This is a genomic window from Corynebacterium sp. HMSC073H12 (assembly GCF_001837775.1).
In the GTDB taxonomy this organism is placed as follows: Bacteria; Actinomycetota; Actinomycetes; order Mycobacteriales; family Mycobacteriaceae; genus Corynebacterium; species Corynebacterium amycolatum.
The window spans coordinates 106,182-131,094 of sequence record NZ_KV834035.1; the positions used below are offsets into that span (position 1 = coordinate 106,182).

The following is a 24,913-nucleotide window of genomic DNA, read 5'->3' on the forward strand; positions in this document are numbered from 1 at the left end:
AATCTGGACAGTGGTGATCAAACGCACCACGACCTATTCGCTTATGTCACCGGCACAATGCGGTCAGAGAGCGATGCTGTCCAAAGCAGCACGGTCAGAGCGCATGGCAGTCTGTGACGCACCGAGAATGGACTCATATCAATGGCTTTCAAACTATTCAGCTTCCGAAAGACCTTCCGCCCCACCCGCAACTCCCGGGTTACGCTATCGCGTTCTGGCCTCGGATATTCCTATCGCATGGGGCCCGTTCGGTGGACGAAGAATGCCCGTGGCGGCCGAACCACCACTGTGAACACGCCAATTAAGGGATTGACTTATCGCAAGTACCGTCGTTAAGCGAGCAGTTTCAAGTCGTCTGCAGTGACCAATCGTGCTTCGATTGCAGCGACAACTACCAGCTGCAGACGGCTCTTTTGATTAACCCGTTGCCACTCCTTGCTTGAGACCAGCCCCTTGCTCAAAGCGGATTCAAAAAGTGCGGTGCGGTAATGCTCGACTGCCTTTGCAGTCTTGCCTCCCAGCTTTCGGCCGGCCTCGGCATCGGTGCACGAAACCATAATGGTGTCGATTCGGCCGCGCAGATAGTCCTCCGCATATGCGGCGATTAGAGCACGCTGGCGCTCCGGCAGCTCCCCAACCGAGATGGTTTCAGTCCCGTCAGTTGGCAGCACGACCTTTGCATCGGCGTGCTCAATATCCTGTTTAATCTGAATTTCGTACTGGTCATCCTTGACGGAAAAGCGGATGAAATACTCCGGGTAGCTCAGATCAAAACGCTGTTGCGGAGCCAGCCGGAATGACCGCGACACCTCCGGAATGTGCACCATTGCAGTCACGTGCTCGCAGTTATTGAGCAAAAACCACATTCCGGATTCCGCATACACATACATTGCTATGCGGTGCATGTAGCGGTTATCTTCGCCCACTTTGAGGTCGGCGTCACGCCCGATGGTCAATCCCTCACTCGGATTGGCAACAATCGCATCCCCACACAAATTATCAACCACAAGTGTCGGGAGCGATGTCACGTTGACCAGGCCTTTCTCTCGCACCACCAGCCACCAACCGCGAATCAGGAACCCTACCCAATGCTCCTGGGAATCGCCCAACGACGGCTGAAGTGACTGGCATTCAGGATAATTATCCGAAATATAACAAATAATCTCGGCGTTATCGCTTAATTCGTCGTGGTTTGCATTGCCCACGCCGCCACCGTGTCATAGGCAGCAGAACAAGGATCGCCTTCAGTCAAAACGACAAATACTGGACGAAGCACTTCGGGACTGGATGGCGCAGAGCTTTCCGCCGGCTGAACCAAGCAATAATTGATCGGCCGTGTTGCCTCGGAACCTTCGCTGTTCACAGCTTGAAATGAACCTGACGTTTGTAGGACATCCAGCCGGCGACCATCGGGCTCCATTCGCAGTTTCACCACTTCAGAGCCAGCTGGTTCAGCCACTGACCGGTTCTTGCTCACGGCATCCAGAATTTCACCACGCCATTTGTCATTTTCAGCCTCTGCAATCGGCTTCTTCTCATCAATGCCGTGGCGAAATGGCAGCAAGAATTCATCTGCTGAAGCAAACTGCGTCGCGTGATATGCAGCACCGTTGAATGTTCCCATCCGCTGAATCCCCTGCCAGCTCTTCTCGCCGATGGGGACGTCGCTTAACGACGTAAGGGTCCATCGGTCACCCACCGGAATCCGAGGCCCCTTCGCCAAATCGGGAGCGCGAAGTCGCATTGGTTCCGCAGAACCCCCGATAGCTACTGGCTGTGCCAAGTGCTTGGCACTAAAGAGACCGCCATCTCCAATGCCGCTACGTTCGGCAACAACAATGCCGCCACCAATAAGGCCTAGACATGCCACTACAGAGAACGCTGCAAGCGCTTTCTTCCGGTTCTTCGGATTGCGAACCTCGACATCACCGCCATTTAACGCAGCAATGAGATCGCTGATAAACGCATTGCAGGATTCGTAGCGCTCATCGGCGTCAATTGCCAACGCTTTGGCGAAGACCGAGTCAACTACCGCGCCGAGATTGGTAACCGGTCGCTTACCGCAGTGCAGTTGCCGCGCATTGGCCGCGTCAGTAGCTGGAAATGCTTTATATCCCTGCAACAGCTCGAATATCGTGCACGCGAACGCATACTCGTCACTAGCCGCACTAATGCACCCCTTGGTGAAGATCTCTGGCGCCATGTAGGGCAATGAGCCGGCAACACGATTTGTCACGCCAACACTGTCGATTTCAGTGGCGGTTGATACACCGAAATCCACAAGCGTCGCACTTAATACAAGCCCCGACGAATCCCGCTCTACGACGATGTTTGATGGTTTTACATCACCATGAATCACCGCTGGTTCGTGCTTTGCTAGCCGATCTAGCGCGGTAGCAATCTCCACACCAATCGACATGACTTCGCTCTTGTCGAAATTGCGCGGCGGATACTCAGCCAGCTCAGTGCCCAACGAATTACCGCTGATAAGAGTCATGGTGAACCAGAGCAGGTTCCCGGCTCGCCCGCCATCGAACACGGTCACAACGTTGGGAACGTGAACAGTAGCTGCGATAGAAACCTCGTTCTGGAACAGTGCCTCCATTCGCTTAGAAGCACCGGCCTCTTCCGGCAGCGGGACGATTTTCAGTGCTTCGTTTCGGCCCAGCTTGGGATTTCGTACTCGAAAAACAGTCCCCATATTGCCGGCACCGATGAGAGCTTCAACCTCGTAGCCCTCAAAAATATCGCCTACCTGGGGAAGATTAGTCATCGGTTCCGTTGCCCAGACCCGTCGAGGTTACCCACCATAATCTGGATCCCCGACTCAGAGCGGCAATCATAATTAGGCGAAACTTCTTGGCATTCCATCGTCAGTGGCTGACCGTCATACTCAATCTCGATTGTCGTCTGCTCTGGCAGCGTTCCTTGCTCTTGCCGCTGTTTACTGAGCGCCCGCACTACCTCGTAATATGCTTCACAGTCCATATCGGAGCCCTGGTTTGACCAGGCACTCTGCAGGTTGCACTCCGAGTCAAAGGTCGACGCTAAGACCTCTGGGTCTACGAACCGATCGTCGGCAGGCGGTGCGATAGTGGTCGAGGTTGGTTCCTGATCATCGCCCACATAGTAGGACGGCGAGACTTCCACCTCGGTGCTTTCAGTGGTTTCAAACAGCCCGTCGGCGTTGTCCTGCTGGTTAGAGCGGAAATTTAGGATCCAGACCACCATTGCCAGGATGACGACAATCAGAATGGCGAGCACGAACAGCAGAATCTTCCGATTTCGACCACCAGTATCGGAATTTGCACCGCTGTCAATGTCATCGACGCCCGGGATTAATGTGCGATCGTCGGTCATCAGTTATCTCCTTGGCTGACAGAAACCTTCATCATCGTCGTGCGAGCAGCCGAAATCTCGTCCTCATTCATCACACCAATGCGCACGTGGGATTCGATTGAGCGACCCGATGGAACGTGAGTACCTTCCACGGTAATCATGCCGTCTGCTGCTACAAAGAACTTAACCTGAATTGGTTGACCCTTGGGCAACGGCGGGATTCCTGTCAGCATAGATTCCGAACCACTAATGATGTCATTGAGGGCGACATCTTCAGATGGAACGTCGCTGGCCTGCTGGTACAACGTCAAATCTACTTCCTCTTGGCCATCAGCTATGGTCGCATACTCCCGTACCACAGGTTCAGACAGCGGAATCATGTCATTCTGGTTGACCAGATAGTCGATGTACGGGTTGTTCAGGTGATCGACAACTCGAATGCCAATCGACTTTGGCAACACATTCGCCACCTTCTTCTCCGACAGTGCGGTCAGTTGCCCGGCGTCGATTCCCGTCTCAGCTGCAATCTGCGCAATTGACTGCTGTTGTGCTGCAGGGCTGGACTCAGCATTGACCACGCCCCCGAGCTTGCTAATCATCGCAGCAAGCGCGGCCCCCTTAGCAACGGCCAAATCCGGCTCGACCAACAGTGGCTTCTTACCCGTCAGACGCTCCACCAGTTTGGTTACGGCGGTCATTCGCGAAGATCCACCAACCAGGATGACCTCATCAATTGTCAGTCCCGGCTCCTTTTCCTTTGCCGTCTCCAATACACGGGTCAAAGGAATCTCCGTCTGCTCGAGCAATGGCGCCGTGACACGCTCCAAGTCTTCGCGGGTAACGGCAATCTTGGCGCGGGAACCGGAGTCACTGGCAAGTCGCACAGTGGCGCTTTCCGCATTACTCAGCGCCTCTTTACAGTTCACCGTCTGCTCATGCAACTTAGCGACGAAGGTCTCATCGTTTTCCGCCTCCTCGTCACCAGTCTGCTCAATGAATTTATCCAGGATAAATTCACCAAGCGCCTTATCCCAGTCAGCACCGCCCAGTCGAGCATCACCGTCGGTGGCAATAACCCGGAAGGTGTTGTCGATCCCCTGCACAATCGTGGCATCGAATGTACCGCCTCCGAGGTCATACACCAGCAAGGTCTTGTCCTTTAGAGGCTGCTTGGAGTCGTAGTAGAGGGCCGCAGCAACCGGTTCTGCTACCAGCTCCAACACATTGAAATTAGCAATCTGCCCTGCGTTGCGAGTTGCCTCGCGCTCCTTAGCACCAAAATATGCCGGCACAGTAATAACTGCCGAAATCTCGTCGTCAGCTGCTTCGTCTGGAATCAACGAGCGCAAAATCAATGAGGAAATCTCCTCCGGGGTGTACGGCTTCCCGCTGAAGTTCCATTTCTTATCGGTGCCGATGCTCCGCTTCACCAGCTCGATGACGTCATTGGGGCTGAAGAGCTTCTCTTCACGTGCCAGCTTTCCGACAACGGTGTTGGCCTTCGATTCAAACCACACCACACTTGGTGTCGACAGATCTCCGTCGAGGTTTTCTTGAATGACCGGAACACCCAGTGAGTCCACGTAGGAAATTGCGCTATTGGATGTACCCAGATCGATGCCATAAATACGCTCAGCCATGATATATCTCCTTATTCTGAAATCTGTTGAATTCTTGACTTCGTTTGCCGTGTCAGCGCTCTAGTTGTGTGCTGGCCGGACTCGAGCTGTGCCCTGTTCAGACTCGAGTTTTGGCCTAGTTGCCGCTCTGCCGATACACCGTGACCGGCGCCTTGGCCACCACAATTGGGCTGGTAGAACTGGTGAAGGTGTAGTAGTGCGAGATTCGTCGTGATGGAGCTAGCGTGCGGTGCAGCGCGGGGTTATCTGAATCCGCGAATTTGGTGCGGCGGTGAATTGAGGAATCAAAGGCATCGCCTACCTTCGCCTCTGTAATTGCCACTCCCATGGACTGAAGCGCATCTGCAATCGAGTCCTGCAGGAAATCCAGGGTCGAATACAGGTCACTGCCATCAGTTTCGGTAGTTTCTTCGAGCCGCGAAAGGTCGGCGCAAATCCCGTCATGGATGGCCGCCAACTTTTCCGCCAGGGGCATCAACTGGGCGTACCAACGACGATCAGTCAGCGCTTCCAACTCTTCACTTTGAGAGCGCAGTACTGCGTTCATTGTGTCCAGCCGAGTTTGAATCAAATCCAACTGCTTTACGACGTTCTCGGCCGCAATACCTGCGGTACTTTCGGTATCCGCTTCTGAGTGTTCTTCCACCGGAGCAGGAGGAAGATCCTGCTGGGCTGGAGCTCCTTCCGTGGTGTCTTCATCATGGCCAAACTCGGCACCACCAGAATCGGCACTGCCAGAATCGGCGTTCTCAACCTTGGACCATGCAGCTTCGTCGGTGTCTAGTTTCGGATCTCCGGAATACTCGACCGGCTCCTGACCTGTGGTATCACCATTGTCGACTGCGCCCCGAGAGCTGAAGGACTCATCAAAGTTCGGCAGCGGGGCGAAATTATGCGCTCCACCGAAGTCAACCTCCGGATACTTAGACTCTCGTTCCTGATACTCATCAGCACGACTGTCCGAATGCTTGGCAGCCTTTTTATTTTCATCCTTTTTGTTATTAAAGAACCCCATTTTTATATTCCTTCCCCTTAGCGAATAGATAGGCAATCGACACAAATGTAATGATAAATATAGAAAATAGAACCCATCCTAATTCATAGAAATTATCATTTATAACCCCCATGGCAATGAAATATACGATTCCAAAAACAGCAATCCATCGTTTTGCCACTCGCTTCTTTACCAACGCCCACAAGATACCGACAAAAATAGCCAGAACCGGTACAGCAATAAATCCATTACCCTCCTGCATGAACTGCACTATTAAACCGAGCACAACAAATGGAGAAAGAAATCGTAATAACTCCTTGGCAATCACATCCCCTTCACTGGTATGGGGCGTCTTAAAATCCGATTTTCCCCTTCCGGTATCAGCCTTCAGGACATCGTCAGGATTGACGTTTTGAAGGACGCGATTCTCAATTGTCGAATCGGAACTAGAACAGTAGGCTCCCTCAGCAATTTGCAATTCTTTACGAAGTCTCGTTGGGTCCAGCGACGTTCCGTCGTTAAGCAAACCGAAAGTATGTCGAGTCACTAAATCCGCTGGATTATCGACTGCTTGCAACCTTCGAATAAGACCGGTGCGGGTTTCAGCCTCTGGTGAGCCGGTACGAAAACTCGCACCGATGGATTTCGTTGCACTCTTCAGCATGTCGCTATCGATGGGGTTGCCGTCGATAGCGCCTTCGGACTGTTCACGAAAGCCACTCGCAATGACATCTGCAATCGACCGAATGTCGGTATTTGCACTACTGGCCTCTTTAAAGGCAGCCCAGACTCTTTTCTCTGCATTGTTCGTCGGACCAGTCTCAATTTCCTGGCTATCTTCAACGTCGACGTATTCACGGAGCTCCATGCGGTTGGACGTTGGAACCAATATCCGATTAAAGAACTCTTCAAGCCCGTGCTCGGTAATCGCTTTTCCGCTGCCCTTTGCATACGGCTTCAAGAACCCCTCTTTAACTGCCTTCATCTGCACATCAGTGAAGAAGTACTGAGGACGCTGTACTCGTTTAAGAACAAGTCGAAAGGAAACACCAAACTTCTTTCGCACCGCGTCAACGAAATCTTCGGTGTGCAGCTCATCGATGATGTCCAGTGCACGCTGGGACTGCTCACCGAAGAACAACAAGTCTCGAATTAAACGGACACGCGCTTCCCAAAAATCCGAGGAAGAGGCATCTCCGCCCATGGGAATGTCAGCAATCAACTGAGCTAACTTGGCCCCCGTTGGCACTGCGCCTGTTGAAAATAGATTTTCAGCTAGGTTGTCTCGAACTGCGGGATTCAGACTCACATCTGCTCCTGAATCTCACTGATGCGAACACGTTGTTCTGGGGACAGGCCTGTCATGAATCTTCTGGCAGGATCTACTGCGATAAGCCATCCGGGAACTACATGCTCCGGCAACAGTCGAATCATTGCCCGAGCAGGGCGCCCCGAATCAAGCGCGGAGACAGTTGTCAGAGTCTCTCCATTGACATTGGCGTCCTCTCGCTCTTCCAGCTCATAGGCAGTGCCGTACGTAGAAAGCGCCTGCTTCATCTCTTCAAACGCTGTGGCAGTGCTGTAGTCGAATGCGGCGCGAGCGTAGATATATTCCACTAGGACTACGAGAGCGAAAAGGATTAATGCTTCGAGCGAAATAAGGACGCTTTTAGACATAAGCGATGCTGCGGTGACTGCCAGCACCGTGATAATGAGGCCGGGAATCCAACTAGTCTGATTTCGCAAGAACCACATCGCAAACCCCATGGCGAATGGAATCAACATCGCCGTATCTGGATATGGTCCACTATTGATGGATTCCAAAATTCCGCCAATTATGAATCCGGCGATAACGAGTACAACTCGAAACATCCAGGGTGCCCACCAGACAAAAAATGGCGGAATGATACGACCTTCTTGATCTACACCAACACGGTTAGAAATAATTCCTTGATCCTCCAAATCGCCGCGCCAACCTTTAGTGCGATCTGGAACATTCTTCACAATATCTGTGGTTTTTGAGAAGTAGCTTTTGGCCGCATCTTTCAGCTGTTGGAAATTCATTAAACGGTTCTTTCCCTCGATTCTCTGCCCAACGATTAATTCGCTGAACCCGACAGGATTTAGTTAAGCCCGCACGGGTAGTGAAAGTCACCGGGAGAACTCCCGTACCGCTTCTGAGGCCTCCGCTATAGCGTCGTCAAGCAGATGAAGAAAACGCTTATTCGGCGCTTAACCCGGAGGTTTTTAACGCCCATGTCATCCCAGTTTCATTCAAAGCACGTTTTAGCTGCGGCAGCCGCCGCGACTACCCTGACCCTGATTGGCTGCTCAGGTATGCCCACTAACAACGCTGCCCCGGAGTCCCCCGCAGTGGTGACAGTTACAGAAACGTCCCCTGCTTCTGATGCACAATCCGAACCCCCTAGCTCGACTGAGAGCTCGACCGAGTCAGAAGAGCCAGAGCAGGAATATGCCAACAGTTCGCAGGATAAGAATTCTCCAAACAGCGGACTTTCGGATACGGACGATGACTCTGGTGCAGTAACGCTGAACAGCTCGATGGAGCTGACCAAAATTGGCGGCATGGAGCCTGGTAGTGCCAAGCGCCAAAACGTCAAGATTGACGCAACTGCTCACCAGAAAGAATTGGGCGGCTTCGACACTGCTCGGATCACGTTTCCCTTCGAGGGGGCCAATAGCCTGTTGACCTATCCCCTGGTTGATGGCGAAGCAAACGTCAGGTTGCTGTGGAATTTCAGCCAGACCGGAGGAACTGAAACCTGTGAAAACAAGGTGGATGTCTACGATTCTGAGGGCAAGCCGACTGCGAGTGCCAGCGCAGGCGTGACTGGACAACATACTCCTTGCCAGATCGTTCGCCGGTTTGGGGAGAAGGCCTACGCAACATTTACAGAACCCGGTGAATACATCGTTGCTGTGACAGCTCAGCAGCCAGGATTCGAACCAATCACAATCGCACAGAAGGTGAAGGTAGTCGGTTAAAAATGAACGCTCACGAACCCATCGATCCGTGGAATAGCAACCAGTCGGGCACTTCCGAGAAAGTGTCGGAGAGAGCTTCCGGCACTAAGTCCGGAAAGAGTAAACCTTTGACGTTGCCGCTCATCCTCGGCGCAGTCGGAGCGATTGTTGCCGGCGCGGCGGGGTTTGCCATGGGCGGTAAGAATGCTGAGTCCGAACTTGCAAGCGCGAATGAAGAGATTTACTCGTTTCAACAGCAGGCAGAGGAGCGGGAAAGCGAGCTGCAAGCAAAGATTGATGAGCTGGAAGAAGCAAACTCGGAATTGGAAGACAAGAACACCAATTCCGACCAGGCCTCCATAGCCTCCTATTACTACAAAATGGCGCTCAGCTGGCTTAACGTCTGTGATGCTGGCGACTACATGCCGGAAGAGACTCACGCTGTGCCGACTAGCGTGAAGGACTTAGGTATTGGCTGTGGCTACAACTTTGAAGATTCCAATGGAACAATTCTCATTCTTGTTGGTGGAGCAGACGAAGACGCCCAGTCTCGTGCATCTACCATTAACGACCAGGACGGATACCTAGAAACCATCCGAACCGGGCATATACAGCTCAATGTGTGGGTATCCAATTCTGGCCCGTGGGATGATGCCGAACAACTGTCAACAGATATCGCCGACAATGTCAGCCATGCCGCTAAGCAGAATATGGCACAGGACACCGCAGGACAATAAATAGTGTCCCTGCCATAAACGCCCATGAACCCCCGCTCACTAGTGAGCGGGGGTTCATGGGTTACGTGGGGGCCGATAATTCACAAAATCTACGCCGATTAGAAGACTAATTGTTCACACGGTCATCGTGATCATCGTCGTCCATGTCATCGTCACGGTCATCATCCATATCGTCATCGCGATCATCGTCCAGCTCCTCAGCCGACGTCACCGTAGTGGTCTGGACTGGAGCCGTATCGGATAGGTTCGCCCTTCGCCACCGAGTCGAGGGTGCAGCTGGATTAGAACACGTTTCAGGAGCCCTCCCCAAAGGAATCAGCTCCAAACCAGAACCTTCCCCGGATAAGGTCAGCACCCATTGAGCTGCGAAAGAGAACTGATACTTGACCATCTTCACTGGTCACCGCGCATATCTTCACAACAATTCGTTTTCCATAAAAAAATTTTGCAAAAGCTACACAAAAGTGACCTAGGACACTTATTCTTACTGTAAAAGAAACTAAATCGGCGGTCCTACCGATGCGGTTTCGCCTGATTAGGCCTCTCCGAAGACCACAGGACATGAACCACGGAAGATGAGTGACTATGACATCTAATCCACAGACCTCGATTCTCAATAAGGTGCGCAAAGCTTCGCGAGCTACCTCGGACCTCGTTCTCGGACTCGCACCGGTGACGCAGGCTGGCGTCCTCGGCTCGATGGGACCCGGCGCTGCTGGAAAGGCATTGAATTCCATCTACCGTTGGGACTTCCTTCCAGCTGGTCTCCTCGGCATTGCCGCCGGCCGCGACCCGCACCACACCGCGATTATTGATGACGGCGGCTCGCTGACCTACGAAGAACTGCACGAGCGCTCCACTGCCCTGGCTCGAGCACTCCGCCACGGTGATATTCAGCAGCGCAACCGCATCGGCGTGCTGGCTCGCAACCACCGCGGTTTCATTATGGCTCTGTGCGCCCACGGTCGCCTCGGCACCGACCTGGTGCTGCTCAATACCGGCGCCGCTGCCGAGCAGACTCTGGCCGTTATTCGTGAGCAGAAGATTGACTTCCTCTTCATTGATGAGGAATTCACTCACATGCTGCCGGAGGACTTCGATGAGTGCCCGGTCGCCGTGTCCTGGTTTGAAAACTACGGTGACACCTCCTGTGTTCGCGAGGGCTGGACCTCCATGCAGGAGATGCTGAAGACGGCACCGCCGGCAAAGTGGCCAACCGCCCAGTTGCCAAGCCGCCCGCGCCGTGGCCGCGTTATTATTCTGACTTCCGGAACCACCGGCACTCCAAAGGGAGCCAAGCGCCCGGAGCCGCGCAGCTGGATGCCGGCATCGTCCATCATGAGCCGCATTCCGCTGCGCCAGCGTCGTCCGGCTTACCTTGCGGCTCCGCTGTTCCACACCTGGGGATTCGCAACTGCACAGCTGTGCATCGCACTGCGTTCCACCATGATCATGCGCCGCAAGTTCGATCCGGCCGACAGTCTCCGCATTATCGAGCAGCACTCTCCGCACACCATCTTCCTGGTGCCGACCATGCTGCAGCGCATGATTGAGATTCTCCCGGAGAACTACGACATCGGTGCGACATCGCTGAAGGTCATCGCCTCTTGTGGCTCGGCCATTCCGGAGGGAATTGTCACCAAGACCCTCGAGCGCTTTGGGCCAGTTCTCTACAACCAGTACGGATCCACCGAGGTCAGCTGGGCTACCATTGCTACCCCGGATGAGCTCAAGGCAAACCCGACCACGGCAGGTCGCGCACCGCTGGGCACTCGTGTCCAGATCCTCGACGAAGACGGCAACCGCGTTGCCGACGGCGAGACCGGTCGAATCTTCGTGGGCAACAACATGTTGTACGAGGGCTACACCCGCCCCGGCGCGGACAAACAGGTCATTGACGGCATGGTCTGTACCGGTGACCTGGGTCGAATGGAAAATGGCCTGCTCTACATCTCCGGTCGCGAGGACGACATGATTGTCTCCGGTGGCGAGAACGTCTTCCCACGTCAGACCGAAGATGCGCTCAGCCAGCTCGAAGGCATCCGCGAGTGCGCAGTCGCAGGTGTTCCGGATGAGCGCTTCGGCCAGGCCCTGGTTGCCTGGGTTGTCCGCGATGACTCCCCTGAGGGTCGCGCCCTGACCAATGAGCAGATTCGCACATATGTCAAGCAGCACCTCAGCCGATTCGCTGTTCCGCGCGAGACCGTATTCCTCGATGAACTGCCACGCAACGCAGTCGGCAAGGTTGTTCCTCGCCACCTGCCGAAGCCGTGGGAGAATGCTGCCCAGGAGAAGGCGGCCTAGGGAGCAGGGACCGTCGTAAAGCGAACGGCAGACACGAAAAAGACGCGGTAAAAACTTCCATTGTGGAAGTTACCGCGTCCTTTTTGCGTGTCCTAGGAAGAACTAGAGCTGATTAGCCGGCGTTCAAAACACCGTAGTCCGTGACGGGCTCACGGAAAATCTCTTCGCCGTCCTGGGTCACGGTTACCGCATTCGGAGTGACGGTATACGTGTAGCCACCATTTTTCGCGACAGTGCGGTTCCCGGAGAAACTATCTACTGTGTACGCATCCGGGGTATCCGAAATCTCACCGAAGTCACCAATGTAATGGCGCTGCTGGCGGTTATTGGAGTTCTCACAAATCACGGCCTTACCCGAAGAAGTCTCCGCCAGCACACGCGCGTAATACCCACCCGAGCAGCGAGCGGTACTGCCAACCCAACCTTTGGCATCGATATCATCGCGATCCATACCGAACGCACGAAGACCGAAATTGCCTCTCTGAGTAGTTGTAGAGGCGCTGCTCTCCGGCTGCTTCGTCGTTTCCGGCTCGACGGTCTGGGTATAGGTTTCCGTGTACGTCTCCCCCGGCGCCGGGGACGCAGTGCTTGACGACGAGTCCCCTGCCGCAACCGTATCGGGAGACTGCGGGGAATTATCGGAGGAATTATTCAGGTAGTACGCGCCACCGATACCAACGACTGCGGCAAGTGCAACACCGACGATACCCAAGGCCACGTACAGACCGTTGTTGCTCTTCTGCTCAGGTACCGGAGCCTGCTGATAAGCCGGATACTGCTGGGTGTAGCCGCCCTGGTTCGGCCCCTGCGTCTGGTACTGGTACTGGCCTTGATCCCCGCCCTGCGGCTGCTCCCAGGCAGATGTTGCATAACCGTCCTGCTCCCAATCCTGCGGGGAGGACGAACGCGGGTTGTACTGGTCGGTCATCGCTAAATTCCTTATTACTTCAGAGCCACACTTGTGCTCGGCCAATAACGTGGTGGCTTGCGACTTCGCCCACAGCGGAACTTGCCACTACGTATTTTCCATTAACACTATGCGTTGCCCAGCGTACCCTGCTTGAAGCTAGCACTAGCTCAGAGCGGCACTTTGTTCTTGAAGAAATTGACGTAGTTCCGATCGGAGATCTTTCCCAGCATAAACTCTGGCTCCAACCCGAACATCGACCAACGAGTTTTCGTTGACCAGGACAGCGACTGCGGTGTTGTGGTGCGGTGGTAGCTGATCTGGTAACCGTCAGTGTGCACTCGAATCTGCGTGTATCCACCCGGATAGCCAAGTGCAGCGCCCCGCTCACAGAAGTCCGTATCCCCATAGTCAGCGATACCACGACGGCTGCGGTGCGTATGACCAGCGAACACCCCTTTGGCGCCCGGCGTGGCAGCCAGGATCTCCTGGAAAATCTTGGCCTGCTGAGCCTCGACCATGAATGCCTCACCACCGAAATGCGAACGCACCGCATCCTGAGTAAACGGGTGGTGCGCAAACAAAATTGTCGGACGCTCTGGATCCTCTGCGAGTTCAGCACGCAATGCACGCATCTGGCGCTCATTAATACGCCCACCTGCATAACCAAACTCGGCAGTATCAACACCGATGAGACGCACTTCGCCGACGCGAGTCGACCAGTGCTGCTGCGTCGGCACAAGACGCTGGCTGAAGTAATCCGGAACCGCGGTCTTGCCCTTGCGGATTCCGCGTCCCCGGAAACCATTGATATTGGGCAGTCCGGGCGGGTGCACATCGTGATTACCACGGGTGACAAACCAGTTTTTCCCAAACTCACCGAAAGTATCCAAAACCCTGATGAGCTCGTCATACTCCTCAGGACGGTTGCTATCCGTGCAATCGCCATTGACGACGAGAGTGTCTAACCCGGCAGCCTTTACCGTGTCCACCAGACCCTGCAATTGCATAGAGGCGAAAGGCTGCTCTCCCGGATCGGAGGAAAGACCGAGGTTGCCAATGCGAATGCCGTCATGATTGGGCTTACCAATGTGTGTGTCATTCGTCAGCGCGAACGTCGCCAAATGTGCACCCGCCAACGCTGGCAGAGTACTTACGACGCCTGTCTTCTCCGGCGCCGTCTTGCTCATGGTGATATTCAGCGACGGGACCGCGCGGCAGTTGTGGGACCAGCACTCAAAGCGGTACTCCCGTCCCGGCTCCAACCCGTCAATGACCACATGGTGGTAGCCCGACTCTGAATATCCCTCGTGCACGAGCTCTAGCTGCGTCGAATCCGCTGGACCAAGCAGCACCCGCTCATCCGAAGGGACAGTCGGCTTAATAAAGCCATACGCTGTCTGCACCCCAGGAGCATATGTTGCCCATGTAAATGCCACTGACGTGTCTGTGACAGTGATGACCTCTAAGTCACTAGCTAGTACTTGCCACGACTTGGAATCCGACTGGGTAAGCCCCAGCCCTGACGTGACGTACTCCAGGCCGTAAGCTCCCGAGGTTTTTGCGACGGCCATTGAACTTGCAGCAAGAGTCGCAACAGAGAGGTAGGCCCGGCGAGAAATGCTCATGGCAATAAAGCCTAGAACCTAAAGATGAAAAATAGATGAACTTTCCCTCTAATCTCAGAAAAATAGGAACGCAACAGCAAACACACGCAACTTGAAACAGCGCAAAAATAAAACACCGCCCTGCCAACTCATGGCAGGACGGCGTTTTAGGAAATGTGGCTTGAGCACCTAGGTGAACAATTATCGGCTCACCAGCATGTAGATCGCTCTGAAACTGTAATTACTTCAGTTCCTTGGAGGACAGACCCAGGGTGCGGCGAGCAACAACTAGCTGCTGAATCTGCTGGGTGCCTTCGAAGATATCCAGGATCTTGACGTCGCGGGACCACTTCTCCAGCAGGTTACGCTCGGAGTAACCGAAAGTACCTGCCAGCTGAACGGCACGCAGGCAGATCTCGGTGCCTGCACGGCCGGCCTTAGCCTTACACTCGGAAGCCTCCAGAGTGTTCGGCTGCTTGTTGTCAGCCATCCACGCAGCGCGTAGAGCCAGGAGGTACGCAGCCTCCCAGTCGGACTCCAGCTTCAGGTACTCAGCTGCAGCAGCGCTCTGGGTGTGCGCTGGTGCATCGTAGTCAATCTCGATGCCAGCCTCTTCCAGGATGCGACGCAGCTCTTCCAGCGAAGCACGGGAGACACCGATGGCCATACCCGCAACCAGCGGACGAGTGTTGTCGAAGGTCGCCATTGCGCCAGCGAAGGACTTCTTAACATCAATGTCCGGGGAACCCAGCAGGTTCTCCTTCGGAACGCGGACGTTGTCCAGGCGGAGCACTGCGGTATCCGAGGAACGAATACCCAGCTTTTCCTCCAGGCGCTCCACGGTGAAGCCCGGGGTGCCCTTCTTCACCAGGAAGGACTTGATGGCAGCGCGGCCCTTGGACTTGTCCAGGGTCGCCCACACAACGACGGAGTCGGAGCGCTCACCAGCGGTGACGAAGATCTTCTCACCGTTGATGACGTACTCATCACCATCGAGCTTGGCGGTGGTGGAAACTGCGGAGGAGTCAGAACCGAAGGACGGCTCGGTAATTGCCATGGAAGCCCAGGTCTTACCGAAAGCCTCCAGCTGCTCATCAGTAGCAACAGCTGCGATAGCTGCGTTACCCAGACCCTGGTACGGCAGGGACAGGGTCAGGCCCACGTCACCCCAGCAGGTCTCAATAACGTTGAGCAGCGAAGCCATGTTGCCACCGTTTTTTACACCGGTACGCTTCTTTTTCTTGTCATCGCCACGTCCGCCGGAAGCACCGGAGAAGCCACGGCCACCATCTGCCATGCCGTCCATCATGGAGGCAAGGGTGTCAAGTTCCTTCGGGTACTCGTGCTCAGCGAGATCGTACTTACGGGAAATCGGTCGGAAGATCTCAGCGGCGGCCTGATGCGACTGGGACGCGCCCGCCTTGAGGAACTTCGGCAGTTCGAGGTTAATCATTTTCTTTCCTCTTAATTCTTTTCGGCTGAAGTATCTAGCGGTTTACAGAACGACGATGCCTTCGGCGACACCAATTGCGCGGAGGTCACGGTACCAGCGCTCAACCGGGTGCTCCTTGGTGAAGCCGTGTCCACCGAGCAGCTGCACACCGTCGGAACCAATCTTCATACCCTTTTCCGTGGCGAAGGTCTTAGCCAGAGCTGCCTCGCGAGCGAAGCCGCGACCCTGGTCAGCGCGGGAAGCACCGCGGAGGGTAATCATGCGGAGGCCATCGAGCTCAATCTTGATGTCGGCGACCATGAATGCCACTGCCTGGCGGTGGGAAATCGGCTCGCCGAATGCCTGACGCTCGTTGACGTAAGGAATGACGTAGTCGAGAACTGCCTGAGAAGTACCCATTGCAAGCGCAGCCCAGCCGAGGCGAGAACGACGCAGAATGTCGAGGTATGCCTCTTCACGATCCTCAGCAGAGGTGCTAGCACCGCCGAGAATGTTCTCAGCCGGAACCTTGACATCCTTCAGGATGACACGGCCCATTGCGGCACCGCGCAGACCCATGGACGGGTCAGCCTCAACGTGGAGGCCCTCAGTGTCGGACTCAACGATAACCAGAGCTGGCTTACCCTCGAGCTCAACACCGATGATGAACAGCTCAGCTGCGCCGGCGTTCGGAACGAAGGACTTAACACCGTTGAGGACCAGCGAATCACCCTCGCGCTTCGCGGTGGTTTCAGGCTTGCGTGCGTCGAAAAGCGGGCGCGGCTCTGCGAGAACAACAGCTGCAGCCGGGACGTTCTCGCCAGCGAATGCCGGCAGGTAGGTCTTCTGCTGCGAGTCGGAGCCGTGAGCGGTCAGGGTGGCAGCGACACCGGCCGGAGCCAGCACTGCCAGAGCCAGACCCATGTCACCGTAGGACAGAGCCTCTGCGACCAGCGCGTTGGTGGTGACGTCCTCACCTGTAGCGATGCCCTCGAAAGCCTCCGGGACGTTGATCATGGTGACGCCCAGCTCAGAAGCCTCAGAGACGAGGTTCTCCGGCGGAGTTGCCTCGTGGTCGGACTTGTAAGCAGCCTCGCGCAGACGAGACTCAGCGAACTCCTTCACCGTCTCGACGATCATCTGCTGATCCTCGGTCGGGGTGAGGTCGAAGAGCTTCTTTGCCTTCTCCTCGGCTGCGGCCTCCTGTGCAGCCTGGGCTTCCTCAGCCGGACGCTCCGGCTTACCGGAACCGGAAATCTTCTTAAACTGACGATTCGCGGCACCAAGGGTCTTGAAACCGGACTTGGTGGACTGGTACACCACGCGGTCGATCTTTGGCTGAAGGTCGTACTTCTGGGCGAAGTCCGAACCAGTAATCGACGTGATGAACCGCATTGCCGCTCCGATAGCGTCGCGACCAGGGTTATTGCGGCCGACAGTCGAATCTTCGCGGTTCTTCTTCTCGCTCATGTGATCATGGCCTTTCGAGTCAGAACTATTACTGGCATAACAATAAATGAATCACGTGACCGTTGTCACAAGAATTGAAAAAACATTGCCAAGTAACAGAAAACTTTCAGGTTTCTAACTTGTCAGGCGATAACACGGTTAATAACGTAGTTTCGATCAGCGAGCTCACCAAGCAGTGCCTCGGGCTCGAAGCCGTACATCGCCCAACGGGCACGCGCAGTCCACGCAAGCGCATCTTCGCTGCTCAAACGGTGGAAATTAACCTGGTAACCACCGGAATAGACATGCAGCAGCGTGTAGCCACCGGGGTATGCCTTGCACGCGCCGGTCTCCAAATAATCAACGCCGGCACCAATATCACCGCGAGTACGCTTTGCACGGTGGGTGTGGCCTGCTCCCGCGAAGAATACACCCGGAGCGTCGTTAAGCAGCTGTTGCAAACGGCGTGCATCAGCGCTGTTGAGGATGAATGTGGGGCCGCCAGCATTTGTCCAGCCAGCCTGAGAAGTAATTGGGTGATGAGCCAGCACAACCGTCGGCTTATTGGGGTCACGCTGCAATTCCCGCTCCAGTGCATCGAACTGTTCCGGGCTAATCTCTCCACCGGACTGATCCAACTTCGACGAATCCAGACCGATGATGCGGACCGGCCCCTGCTGAGTGACCCACAGTTCCTGTCGCGGACGCCCCAGGAGAACACCGAAGGGATCGCGATGATCTTCGGTACCCTCCAAAACCGGGAATTCGTCGTAGCCAGCAGACGGATCGGCATCTGGCTTATGCGGACGATCGTGATTTCCGCGGGTGACAAACCATTGCTGCCCCTGGGCGCCAAAAGTGTTCATAATCTCGGCAAATCGACGGACCTCCGCCGGACGTGCCTCCGACGTGGCATCACCGTTGACGAAAACCTTTTCAATACCCATCCCCCGAAGCTCAGCGAGGGCAGCCGTCAACATGACCTCGGGGTACGGTGCGGCACCGGCTTCAGGGAAAATAGGTGCAGGCAAATTGCCGACAACAATACCGTGCCCGTTTTCGCCGATATGAGTGTCGTTGAGGATGGCAATCGTGGTCAGATACTCCCCCTCCGGAGCGACCAACGTCGTGAACCGTCCAGTTTGTTCAGGCGTATTGGGGAGGTTTCGGGTAATCAATCCCGGCTCGGCGACCAGCCCATTCGATCGACATTCGAAACGGTACGTGGTTCCAGGCCGCAGCTTATCGACGGTCACAAAGTGGTAGCCAACCTGCGCCTCGTCCTTATGCACCACGGGCAGCTCTCCGCCCTCATCAGCGTCGACTGGCACGAGCGCAACTTCAGTGTCGGCCGGTGCCAGTGGAGCCAGCTTCCCCCACGCTGGATGTGGGCCTGCATACGTCGCCCACGAAAAGGTAACCGACGTATCGGTCACGGTCACGACTTCCAGGTCCGTCACCACAAGACCGCTGGTCAAACCTGTGAATGGAAACGGCGCTTGGTTCGGAGCCGCCGATGCAACTGCTCGCGTCCCGACGCTATTGACGGCCACCGTTACGGCACCCGCACTCGCTACTGCTCCCGCTGCTGCTCCCAAGCGCAATACGGATCGCCGATTAATTCTCTTATTCCCATTTACCGAAGTCATGGGTGAAGAAACTACGGGATAAAAATAATCCCGGTGATAACACCGGGATAACTACACATGAATTCGCCGGCCAGCCGTAGTTTTCCGGCTGGCCGCTGCAGACTACATGCTTAAAAGATACGTCGCTTACGCTTCCGGCTTCACAATCGGGAACAGCACAGTCTCACGAATGCCGAGACCGGTCAAGGCCATCAGCAGGCGGTCAATGCCCATGCCCACACCGGTCGTCGGCGGCATACCCTGCTCCATTGCGTGCAGGAAGTCCTCATCCAAAACCATGGCCTCGTCGTCGCCACCGGCGGCCAGTCGCGCCTGATCCTCGAAGCGCTCACGCTGGACAACCGGGTCAACCAGCTCGGAGTAGCCGGTAGCCAGCTCGAAGCCACGGACGTAAAGATCCCACTTCTCAGTCACGCCCGGCTTGGAGCGGTGCTGACGAGTCAGCGGAGAGGTCTCGACCGGGAAGTCGCGGACGAAAATAGGACCGTCGAGCTGATCTTCACAGAGCAGCTCCCAGATTTCCTCAACCAGCTTGCCGTGGCCCCAGCCGCCCTTTTCTGGAACCTCAAGACCAATCACATCTGCGATTGCCTTGAGCTCCTCGACGGTGGAATCAATGGTGACTTCCGGCTGACCAGGGAACTTGCGAGCAAGTGCCTCGTTCAGCGACGGGTACATCTCAATCTGCTTCCACTCGCCGCCAAAGTCGAACTCCGTGCCGTCGGCAAGCGTAACGGTCGTCGAACCGAAGACCGCGACGCAGATTTCCTGAATAACCTCGCGGACGGTGCGGGCGGAGTCATCGTAGGTACCGAAAGCCTCGTAGTACTCCAGCATCGCGAACTCCGGGCTGTGCGAGGAGTCGATGCCCTCGTTGCGGAAGTTACGGTTGATCTCAAAGACTCGCTCCATACCGCCCACAACGCAGCGCTTGAGGTAAAGCTCCGGCGCGATGCGCAGGTAGAGATCGATGTCCAAAGCGTTGGAATGAGTCACGAATGGACGTGCAGCTGCACCGCCGTGCAGAGTCTGCAGCATCGGGGTTTCGACCTCGAGGAAACCGCGACGTTCAAGGGCGTGGCGCAGCTCGCGGATGACCTTGATGCGAGTCAGTGCGTTAGTACGAGCCTGCTCACGCATAATCAGGTCCGTGTAACGGTGACGCACACGGCTGTCCTCGGACAGATCAGCGAACGACACCGGCAGTGGACGCAGAGCCTTCGAGGCCATCTGCCACTTGGTAGCCATTACGGACAACTCGCCGCGGCGCGAAGAAATTACGCGGCCAGTAATGAGGACGAAGTCGCCCATATCTACGTCCGACTTCCAAGCAGCCAGAGCGTCCTCGCCGACCTCAGCCTTGGAAAGCATGGCCTGCAGGGTCGTGCCGTCGCCCTCCTGCAGAGCGGCAAAGCAGAGCTTGCCGGTATTACGGATAAACATGACACGACCAATGACGGTCACGACATCCTGAGTCTCCTCGCCGGCCTCGAGGTGACCCCACTCTTCGCGGACATCCTTGAGAGAGTGTGTACGGGGAACCTCGACCGGGTACGGCTGAATTCCAGCCTCGAGCAGGCGGTCACGCTTCTCGCGGCGAATGCGCAGCTGCTCAGGAACGGTGGCGGTGTTTTCAGGGGTCTTCTTCGCGTCAGTCACGGCTATAAAGGTTAGCCGACTACACCGCCGACCTGCTAGTTGAGTGCCCTTTAGACACCAATCTTCTTGCCATCAGTGCGTACAACCTGAACGACTGCCGGGCGTGGCTGCTCCTTGCCACCGTCCGGCCAGTGCGAGGTCGGGTTGGTGGTCGGGTCCGGGTTGTCGCCGACCGGGTGACCCTGATCCGTCTCGATTTCGCCCGGGTGCTGGACGTTGACCATCACGCGATTGGAGAAGATCTGCGGACCACAGGTCTCAGCAGCAACCGGAACAGTCAGGAAGCACTTGGTCTCACCACGACGCTCGCCTTCGACAGCAACGGCGAACAGGCCGTCGTTGGAGTCCAGGGCGTTGCCGTCGGTGGAAACCCACAGGTTGCCGTACTCGTCGAAGGCGACGTTGTCCGGGCAGGAAATTGGCGAGACCGATTCCTTGTCGAAGCCACCGAAGTAGGTGTAAGCCTCGTTCGGGTCACCGCAGACCAGCAGAAGGTTCCACTTGCCCTTGGTACCAGCGTGGTCATCTTCCATCTCCAGAACAAGGCCATTCTTGTTCTCGGTGATTGGTGCAACCTCAGTCGCGCCCTCATAGGGGCGCCCTGCGCCATCAGTCTTCTTGGCGGCCTTGTTGTCCTGGGTCTTGCCAGAGCTATCCGGGCTCGCCTTACCGCGGTACTTGTTGTTGGTCAGCGCCGCGTAGACCTTACCGGTCTTCGGGGACGGCTCGATATCCTCCGGGCGATCCATGCGAGTCGCACCGACCTTGTCACCGGCGATGCGGGTGTAAATGCAGACCTCTTCGGCGGTCATGCCATCAACGTGGGACTCGTGCTTGCCGTCTGCATTGGCGGTCATCAGCGGAAGCCACTCAATGTCACCGTCGAAACGGCCGTCCTTCGGCAGCTCACCGGAGCCGTCAATCTCGGATTCGGAATTACCGTTGAACTTACCGACGTAGAGCGTGCCCTCGGACAGAATGCCCATGTTGTGCTTGAGGTCGCCTTCCTTAACCTTGCGGGAAGAGACGAACTTGTAAATGTACTCGAAACGCTCGTCGTCGCCGGAGTAGCACACAACCGTGCCGTCGTCGGTGACGTAAATCTGACCGGCTTCATGCTTGAAACGGCCCAGTGCGGTGTGCTTGACCGGGGTGGAGTTCGGGTCAGATGGGTCAATCTCTACCAGCCAGAAGAAGCGGTTCGGCTCATTCGGCTCCTTGGAGACATCGAAGCGGTCGTAGTACTTCTCCCACGCGCGGTCGGACAGCTCTTCATTCTTGACCGAGTAGCGCTTGAGCTTCTTAACTGTGTCCTCGTCCTTGAGTTTGCCAACGTTGCCGAAGTACTGGTCGACGTTCTCCTCGCCGGACAGGTAGGTACCCCACGGGGTAACGCCACCGGAGCAGTTGTTCAAAGTTCCCTCGATCTTCATACCGGTCGGGTCAGCCTTGGTCTTCAGCAAATCGTGACCAGCAGCCGGGCCGTCAACGGTGAACTCGGTGAAGCCGGTGATACGACGGTTACGCTTATCGCTCAGGATTGGCTTCAGGAATCCCTTCTCATCCTCTTCCACAGCGAGGACGGTCTGGCCGTGAGCAGCCAGTCCGATGTCAACCTGCTCCTTGGTGGCATCTTCCTTCTTGTAAGCACGGAACATCATCGGCTCGGTGGTGTACTCGTGCGAGCAGACGTACAGCAGTGTGCCGTCTTCAGCCTTAATCAGGCCAGCAAAGTCATTGTTGAAGCCGAACTGCTTCTTCTGGTTTTCCGGAGTCTGCTTGTCAAAGTCGAACTCTGGGCCACCCTCGTGGATTGGGTCGCCCCAGCGAATCAGAACATTCTGCTCGTAGCCGTCCGGGATAACGACTGCGTCTTCCGTGTTCGGCTTAACGGCGTCGAAACGCATACCCTCCGGCGATTCGCCCTTGCTACCGTCACCAGCAGCAGCGGTACCAGAGGCGTCGGAGCCACCTGCGGCGCTGCCCGAATCATCAGAGGAGCAAGCGGCCAGCACGGCGCCACCGCCGACCGCAAGAGCACTAGCACCAGTGACCTTCAGTGCAGCACGACGGGAGAATGCGCGCTGGGAGAATGCCTGCTTCGCAACATCACCGAAGTACTGGTTGTCAGAGAACTCATTCGGAGCATCGTCAGCACAAGCATTACCACACTTGTAAGTGCAGGTCAGGGAGCTGCGAGAGGTAGCAAAAGGATTTGTCAGCAGATTCTTGCCAATACGAACCACGGGGGAGACCGCCTTTGTATAGCTTCGACTAGATGAGGAAATGGAAAACTAAAACTTTTAGATCCTCTAAGAAGCTAAGGACGTTGCGTTACCTTTCGGTTTCTAAAAACCAACTCGCCAATGAGCTTTAGCTGACGGTCTAATGGCTTACGATTTAACGCAAAGTAAACACCCTGGTGTCGTGGTTTTCCGGCTCGGCCTTTCCCTCCGCCCACGCAGTCGAGACCCAGCTCTGCGGGCTGCGTGGACTAGCCCTAGTTCTCCGGGCTGCGCGGATTCTTCAAATCAGACCCCTCCGGAACATCCGCCGGGTCATTGCCACTTTCCAGAATCTTGTTGTCTTCATCGACGAAGATGACATTCGGCTTGTAAGTACGCGCCTCAGCGTCATCCATCATGCCGTAGCCGATGATAATAACCAGGTCACCCGGCGAAATCAGACGAGCGGCGGCACCATTGATGGAAATGATGCCCGAGCCGCGCTCTCCGGTAATGCAGTAAGTGGTAAGTCGGTTGCCATTATTGATATCGACAATGTCGACGGCCTCGCCTTCAAGCAGGTCGGCCGCTTCCATCAAATCAGCGTCAATCGTGCACGATCCAACGTAGTGAAGATCAGCCTGAGTCACCGTGGCACGGTGAATCTTGGACTTCAACATAGTGCGAAACATGAAAAAGGTAGGTCCCTTCCTGGATTCGTCCCCTGGATGCTTGCCTACCGCGGCACCCCTTAGCGTGGCAGGTTGTTAGTCGGCACACTATAATACGACAACTTCCCAGCCACGAAAAACTACTTCGAAAAGCCGTCCTACTCGCTGTCCTGTTCAACGCCAAAGCCGGCGTTCTTCAGGTTTTCTTTGCTGGACTCATCTTTCAGGCGGGCATCTCGAGCAGCGCGGACCTTTTCCTGCAGCTCAGCCAACTCAGCGGCCTCTTGCTCAGTCAGCTCGCCGTCCAGCCCCGCAGCCGACAGGGCCGCTGACGCAATTTCGGCGTCCTTCTGCTCGAGCTGACCGAAACCGGTAGCCGAATCTGGGCGCGGCGCACCCAGAATCAAGCCAACATTATCAATGAGACGAGTAGTGCCGACCTTCGCAGCAACCAGTAGGCGAGCTTCGGTCTCCTGGCCGTCGCCGCGCAACACCTCGTCGGAAAGCGGGGCGAGCGCAGCGTCGCGCAACTCCAAGTAATCCAACTCGACTTCAGGCTGGCTGGCGAGCACACCACGCGCGGTTTCCAGCACAGCATCCGCACCACGGTCGGCGACAAAAGCACCGGCAGTCAGCGCAGCGGACAGGGTTACTGCTAGATTGCGCTGTTCCTCGGACAGGTAGCGGTTGCGGGAGCTCATAGCCAGCCCATCGGCCTCGCGGATCACTGGCACACCGTGCAGCTGCACCGGCATATTCAGATCAGTGACCATCTGCTGCATCAGGCACAGCTGCTGGTAGTCCTTCTCACCAAAAACGGCATCAGTGCAGTTGGTGATGTTGAAAAGCTTGTTAACCACTGTCAACGCACCGGCAAAGTGCCCCGGGCGAGTAGCACCTTCGAGCTCCGAAGCCAGCGGCCCCGGCTGCACCGTCGTGCGGAAACCGTTGGGGTACATCTCCTTCGCGTTCGGCGCAAAGACCAGTTCAGCACCGACAGCGCGGAGCTTCTCCACGTCTTCATCCAGAGTCCGCGGGTAGGCATCAAAGTCCTCCCCCTCACCGAACTGCAGCGGATTGACGAAAATCGACACCACCACAACAGCGCGCGGCAGTGTCTTCGCGGCCTGTACTAGTTCAAGGTGCCCCTGGTGTAGCGCACCCATCGTAGGTACGAGCACCACCGGCCGCCCGGTTTTCCGCAACGCACGGGTGACCTGCGCGATTCCCGCAATAGTCCTGTGAACAGTTGTCTCTCCGGCGGTATACCCCGTCATGTTTCCTCCGCGTTCAGATCTACCGGACCAAACTTTTC

General features: G+C 55.9%; 20 protein-coding genes. 4 read left to right on the plus strand and 16 right to left on the minus strand.

The genetic code is table 11. The features are described from left to right. Positions 1-141: 141 nt before the first annotated feature. Positions 142-336, plus strand: a complete 195-nt coding sequence (locus tag HMPREF2708_RS10890) for a DUF4236 domain-containing protein (protein ID WP_016421461.1) — start codon at positions 142-144, stop codon at positions 334-336. On the opposite strand, the gene HMPREF2708_RS05575 is transcribed toward HMPREF2708_RS10890, so the two are convergent. The 7 genes from HMPREF2708_RS05575 to HMPREF2708_RS05605 all read right to left on the minus strand — a co-directional run bounded on the left by HMPREF2708_RS05575 (position 333) and on the right by HMPREF2708_RS05605 (position 8,037). Continuing rightward, positions 333-1,205, minus strand: a complete 873-nt coding sequence (locus HMPREF2708_RS05575) for a hypothetical protein (RefSeq protein ID WP_246815982.1) — start codon at positions 1,203-1,205, stop codon at positions 333-335. The two genes, HMPREF2708_RS10890 and HMPREF2708_RS05575, sit on opposite strands and share 4 nt — an antisense overlap. After that, positions 1,178-2,773: a serine/threonine-protein kinase gene (locus HMPREF2708_RS05580; protein WP_070833330.1), complete on the minus strand. Its 1,596-nt coding sequence runs from the start codon at positions 2,771-2,773 to the stop codon at positions 1,178-1,180. Before HMPREF2708_RS05580 ends, HMPREF2708_RS05575 begins: the two co-directional genes overlap by 28 nt. Further along, positions 2,770-3,360 (minus strand): hypothetical protein, encoded by a 591-nt coding sequence (locus HMPREF2708_RS05585; RefSeq protein ID WP_070833334.1) that lies wholly within the window; start codon positions 3,358-3,360, stop codon positions 2,770-2,772. The genes HMPREF2708_RS05580 and HMPREF2708_RS05585 overlap by 4 nt, the downstream gene beginning before the upstream one ends. Continuing rightward, on the minus strand, positions 3,360-4,979 hold the full coding sequence (locus tag HMPREF2708_RS05590) for an Hsp70 family protein (RefSeq protein WP_070833337.1): 1,620 nt from the start codon (positions 4,977-4,979) through the stop codon (positions 3,360-3,362). Before HMPREF2708_RS05590 ends, HMPREF2708_RS05585 begins: the two co-directional genes overlap by 1 nt. Before the next feature lie 115 nt (positions 4,980-5,094). Beyond that, positions 5,095-5,994: a hypothetical protein gene (locus HMPREF2708_RS05595; protein WP_070833342.1), complete on the minus strand. Its 900-nt coding sequence runs from the start codon at positions 5,992-5,994 to the stop codon at positions 5,095-5,097. Further along, a complete protein-coding gene (locus HMPREF2708_RS05600; protein WP_070833345.1) occupies positions 5,981-7,282 on the minus strand; it encodes a hypothetical protein in 1,302 nt (433 codons plus the stop codon). Before HMPREF2708_RS05600 ends, HMPREF2708_RS05595 begins: the two co-directional genes overlap by 14 nt. Further along, a complete protein-coding gene (locus HMPREF2708_RS05605; protein WP_070833347.1) occupies positions 7,279-8,037 on the minus strand; it encodes a hypothetical protein in 759 nt (252 codons plus the stop codon). The genes HMPREF2708_RS05600 and HMPREF2708_RS05605 overlap by 4 nt, the downstream gene beginning before the upstream one ends. 192 nt (positions 8,038-8,229) lie before the next feature. Between HMPREF2708_RS05605 and HMPREF2708_RS05610 the strand changes: the two genes are divergently transcribed. From HMPREF2708_RS05610 to HMPREF2708_RS05625, 3 genes are all read left to right on the plus strand, one after another. Continuing rightward, positions 8,230-8,979 carry a hypothetical protein gene (locus tag HMPREF2708_RS05610; protein WP_070833348.1) on the plus strand — a complete coding sequence of 250 codons (750 nt, stop codon included), beginning with the start codon at positions 8,230-8,232 and terminating at the stop codon, positions 8,977-8,979. A 2-nt stretch (positions 8,980-8,981) separates the two neighbouring features. Further along, positions 8,982-9,695 carry a hypothetical protein gene (locus tag HMPREF2708_RS05615; RefSeq protein ID WP_070833350.1) on the plus strand — a complete coding sequence of 238 codons (714 nt, stop codon included), beginning with the start codon at positions 8,982-8,984 and terminating at the stop codon, positions 9,693-9,695. Between the two features lie 585 nt (positions 9,696-10,280). Then, positions 10,281-11,999, plus strand: a complete 1,719-nt coding sequence (locus tag HMPREF2708_RS05625; protein ID WP_070833356.1) for an AMP-binding protein — start codon at positions 10,281-10,283, stop codon at positions 11,997-11,999. Between the two features lie 112 nt (positions 12,000-12,111). Here the strand turns inward: HMPREF2708_RS05625 and HMPREF2708_RS05630 are convergent, their stop codons facing one another. The 9 genes from HMPREF2708_RS05630 to panC form a co-directional block, all read right to left on the minus strand. Continuing rightward, positions 12,112-12,927, minus strand: coding sequence for a hypothetical protein (locus tag HMPREF2708_RS05630; protein ID WP_070833360.1), 816 nt, complete (start codon positions 12,925-12,927; stop codon positions 12,112-12,114). Between the two features lie 149 nt (positions 12,928-13,076). Beyond that, positions 13,077-14,534, minus strand: a complete 1,458-nt coding sequence (locus HMPREF2708_RS05635; protein ID WP_070833361.1) for a purple acid phosphatase family protein — start codon at positions 14,532-14,534, stop codon at positions 13,077-13,079. Positions 14,535-14,754: 220 nt separating this feature from the next. Next, positions 14,755-15,966, minus strand: coding sequence for an acyl-CoA dehydrogenase family protein (locus HMPREF2708_RS05640; RefSeq protein ID WP_038626631.1), 1,212 nt, complete (start codon positions 15,964-15,966; stop codon positions 14,755-14,757). A gap of 42 nt (positions 15,967-16,008) precedes the next feature. After that, on the minus strand, positions 16,009-17,415 hold the full coding sequence (locus tag HMPREF2708_RS05645) for an acyl-CoA dehydrogenase family protein (RefSeq protein WP_038626632.1): 1,407 nt from the start codon (positions 17,413-17,415) through the stop codon (positions 16,009-16,011). Between the two features lie 122 nt (positions 17,416-17,537). Next, positions 17,538-19,043: a metallophosphoesterase family protein gene (locus HMPREF2708_RS05650; RefSeq protein ID WP_070833363.1), complete on the minus strand. Its 1,506-nt coding sequence runs from the start codon at positions 19,041-19,043 to the stop codon at positions 17,538-17,540. A 126-nt stretch (positions 19,044-19,169) separates the two neighbouring features. Beyond that, on the minus strand, positions 19,170-20,702 hold the full coding sequence (lysS, locus tag HMPREF2708_RS05655; protein ID WP_070833366.1) for a lysine--tRNA ligase: 1,533 nt from the start codon (positions 20,700-20,702) through the stop codon (positions 19,170-19,172). A gap of 50 nt (positions 20,703-20,752) precedes the next feature. Continuing rightward, on the minus strand, positions 20,753-22,948 hold the full coding sequence (locus HMPREF2708_RS05660; RefSeq protein WP_070833369.1) for a PhoX family protein: 2,196 nt from the start codon (positions 22,946-22,948) through the stop codon (positions 20,753-20,755). 254 nt (positions 22,949-23,202) lie between these two features. Further along, positions 23,203-23,619, minus strand: coding sequence for an aspartate 1-decarboxylase (panD, locus tag HMPREF2708_RS05665; protein ID WP_070601076.1), 417 nt, complete (start codon positions 23,617-23,619; stop codon positions 23,203-23,205). A 137-nt stretch (positions 23,620-23,756) separates the two neighbouring features. Beyond that, positions 23,757-24,875, minus strand: coding sequence for a pantoate--beta-alanine ligase (gene panC, locus HMPREF2708_RS05670; RefSeq protein ID WP_070833375.1), 1,119 nt, complete (start codon positions 24,873-24,875; stop codon positions 23,757-23,759). Positions 24,876-24,913 lie beyond the last annotated feature (38 nt).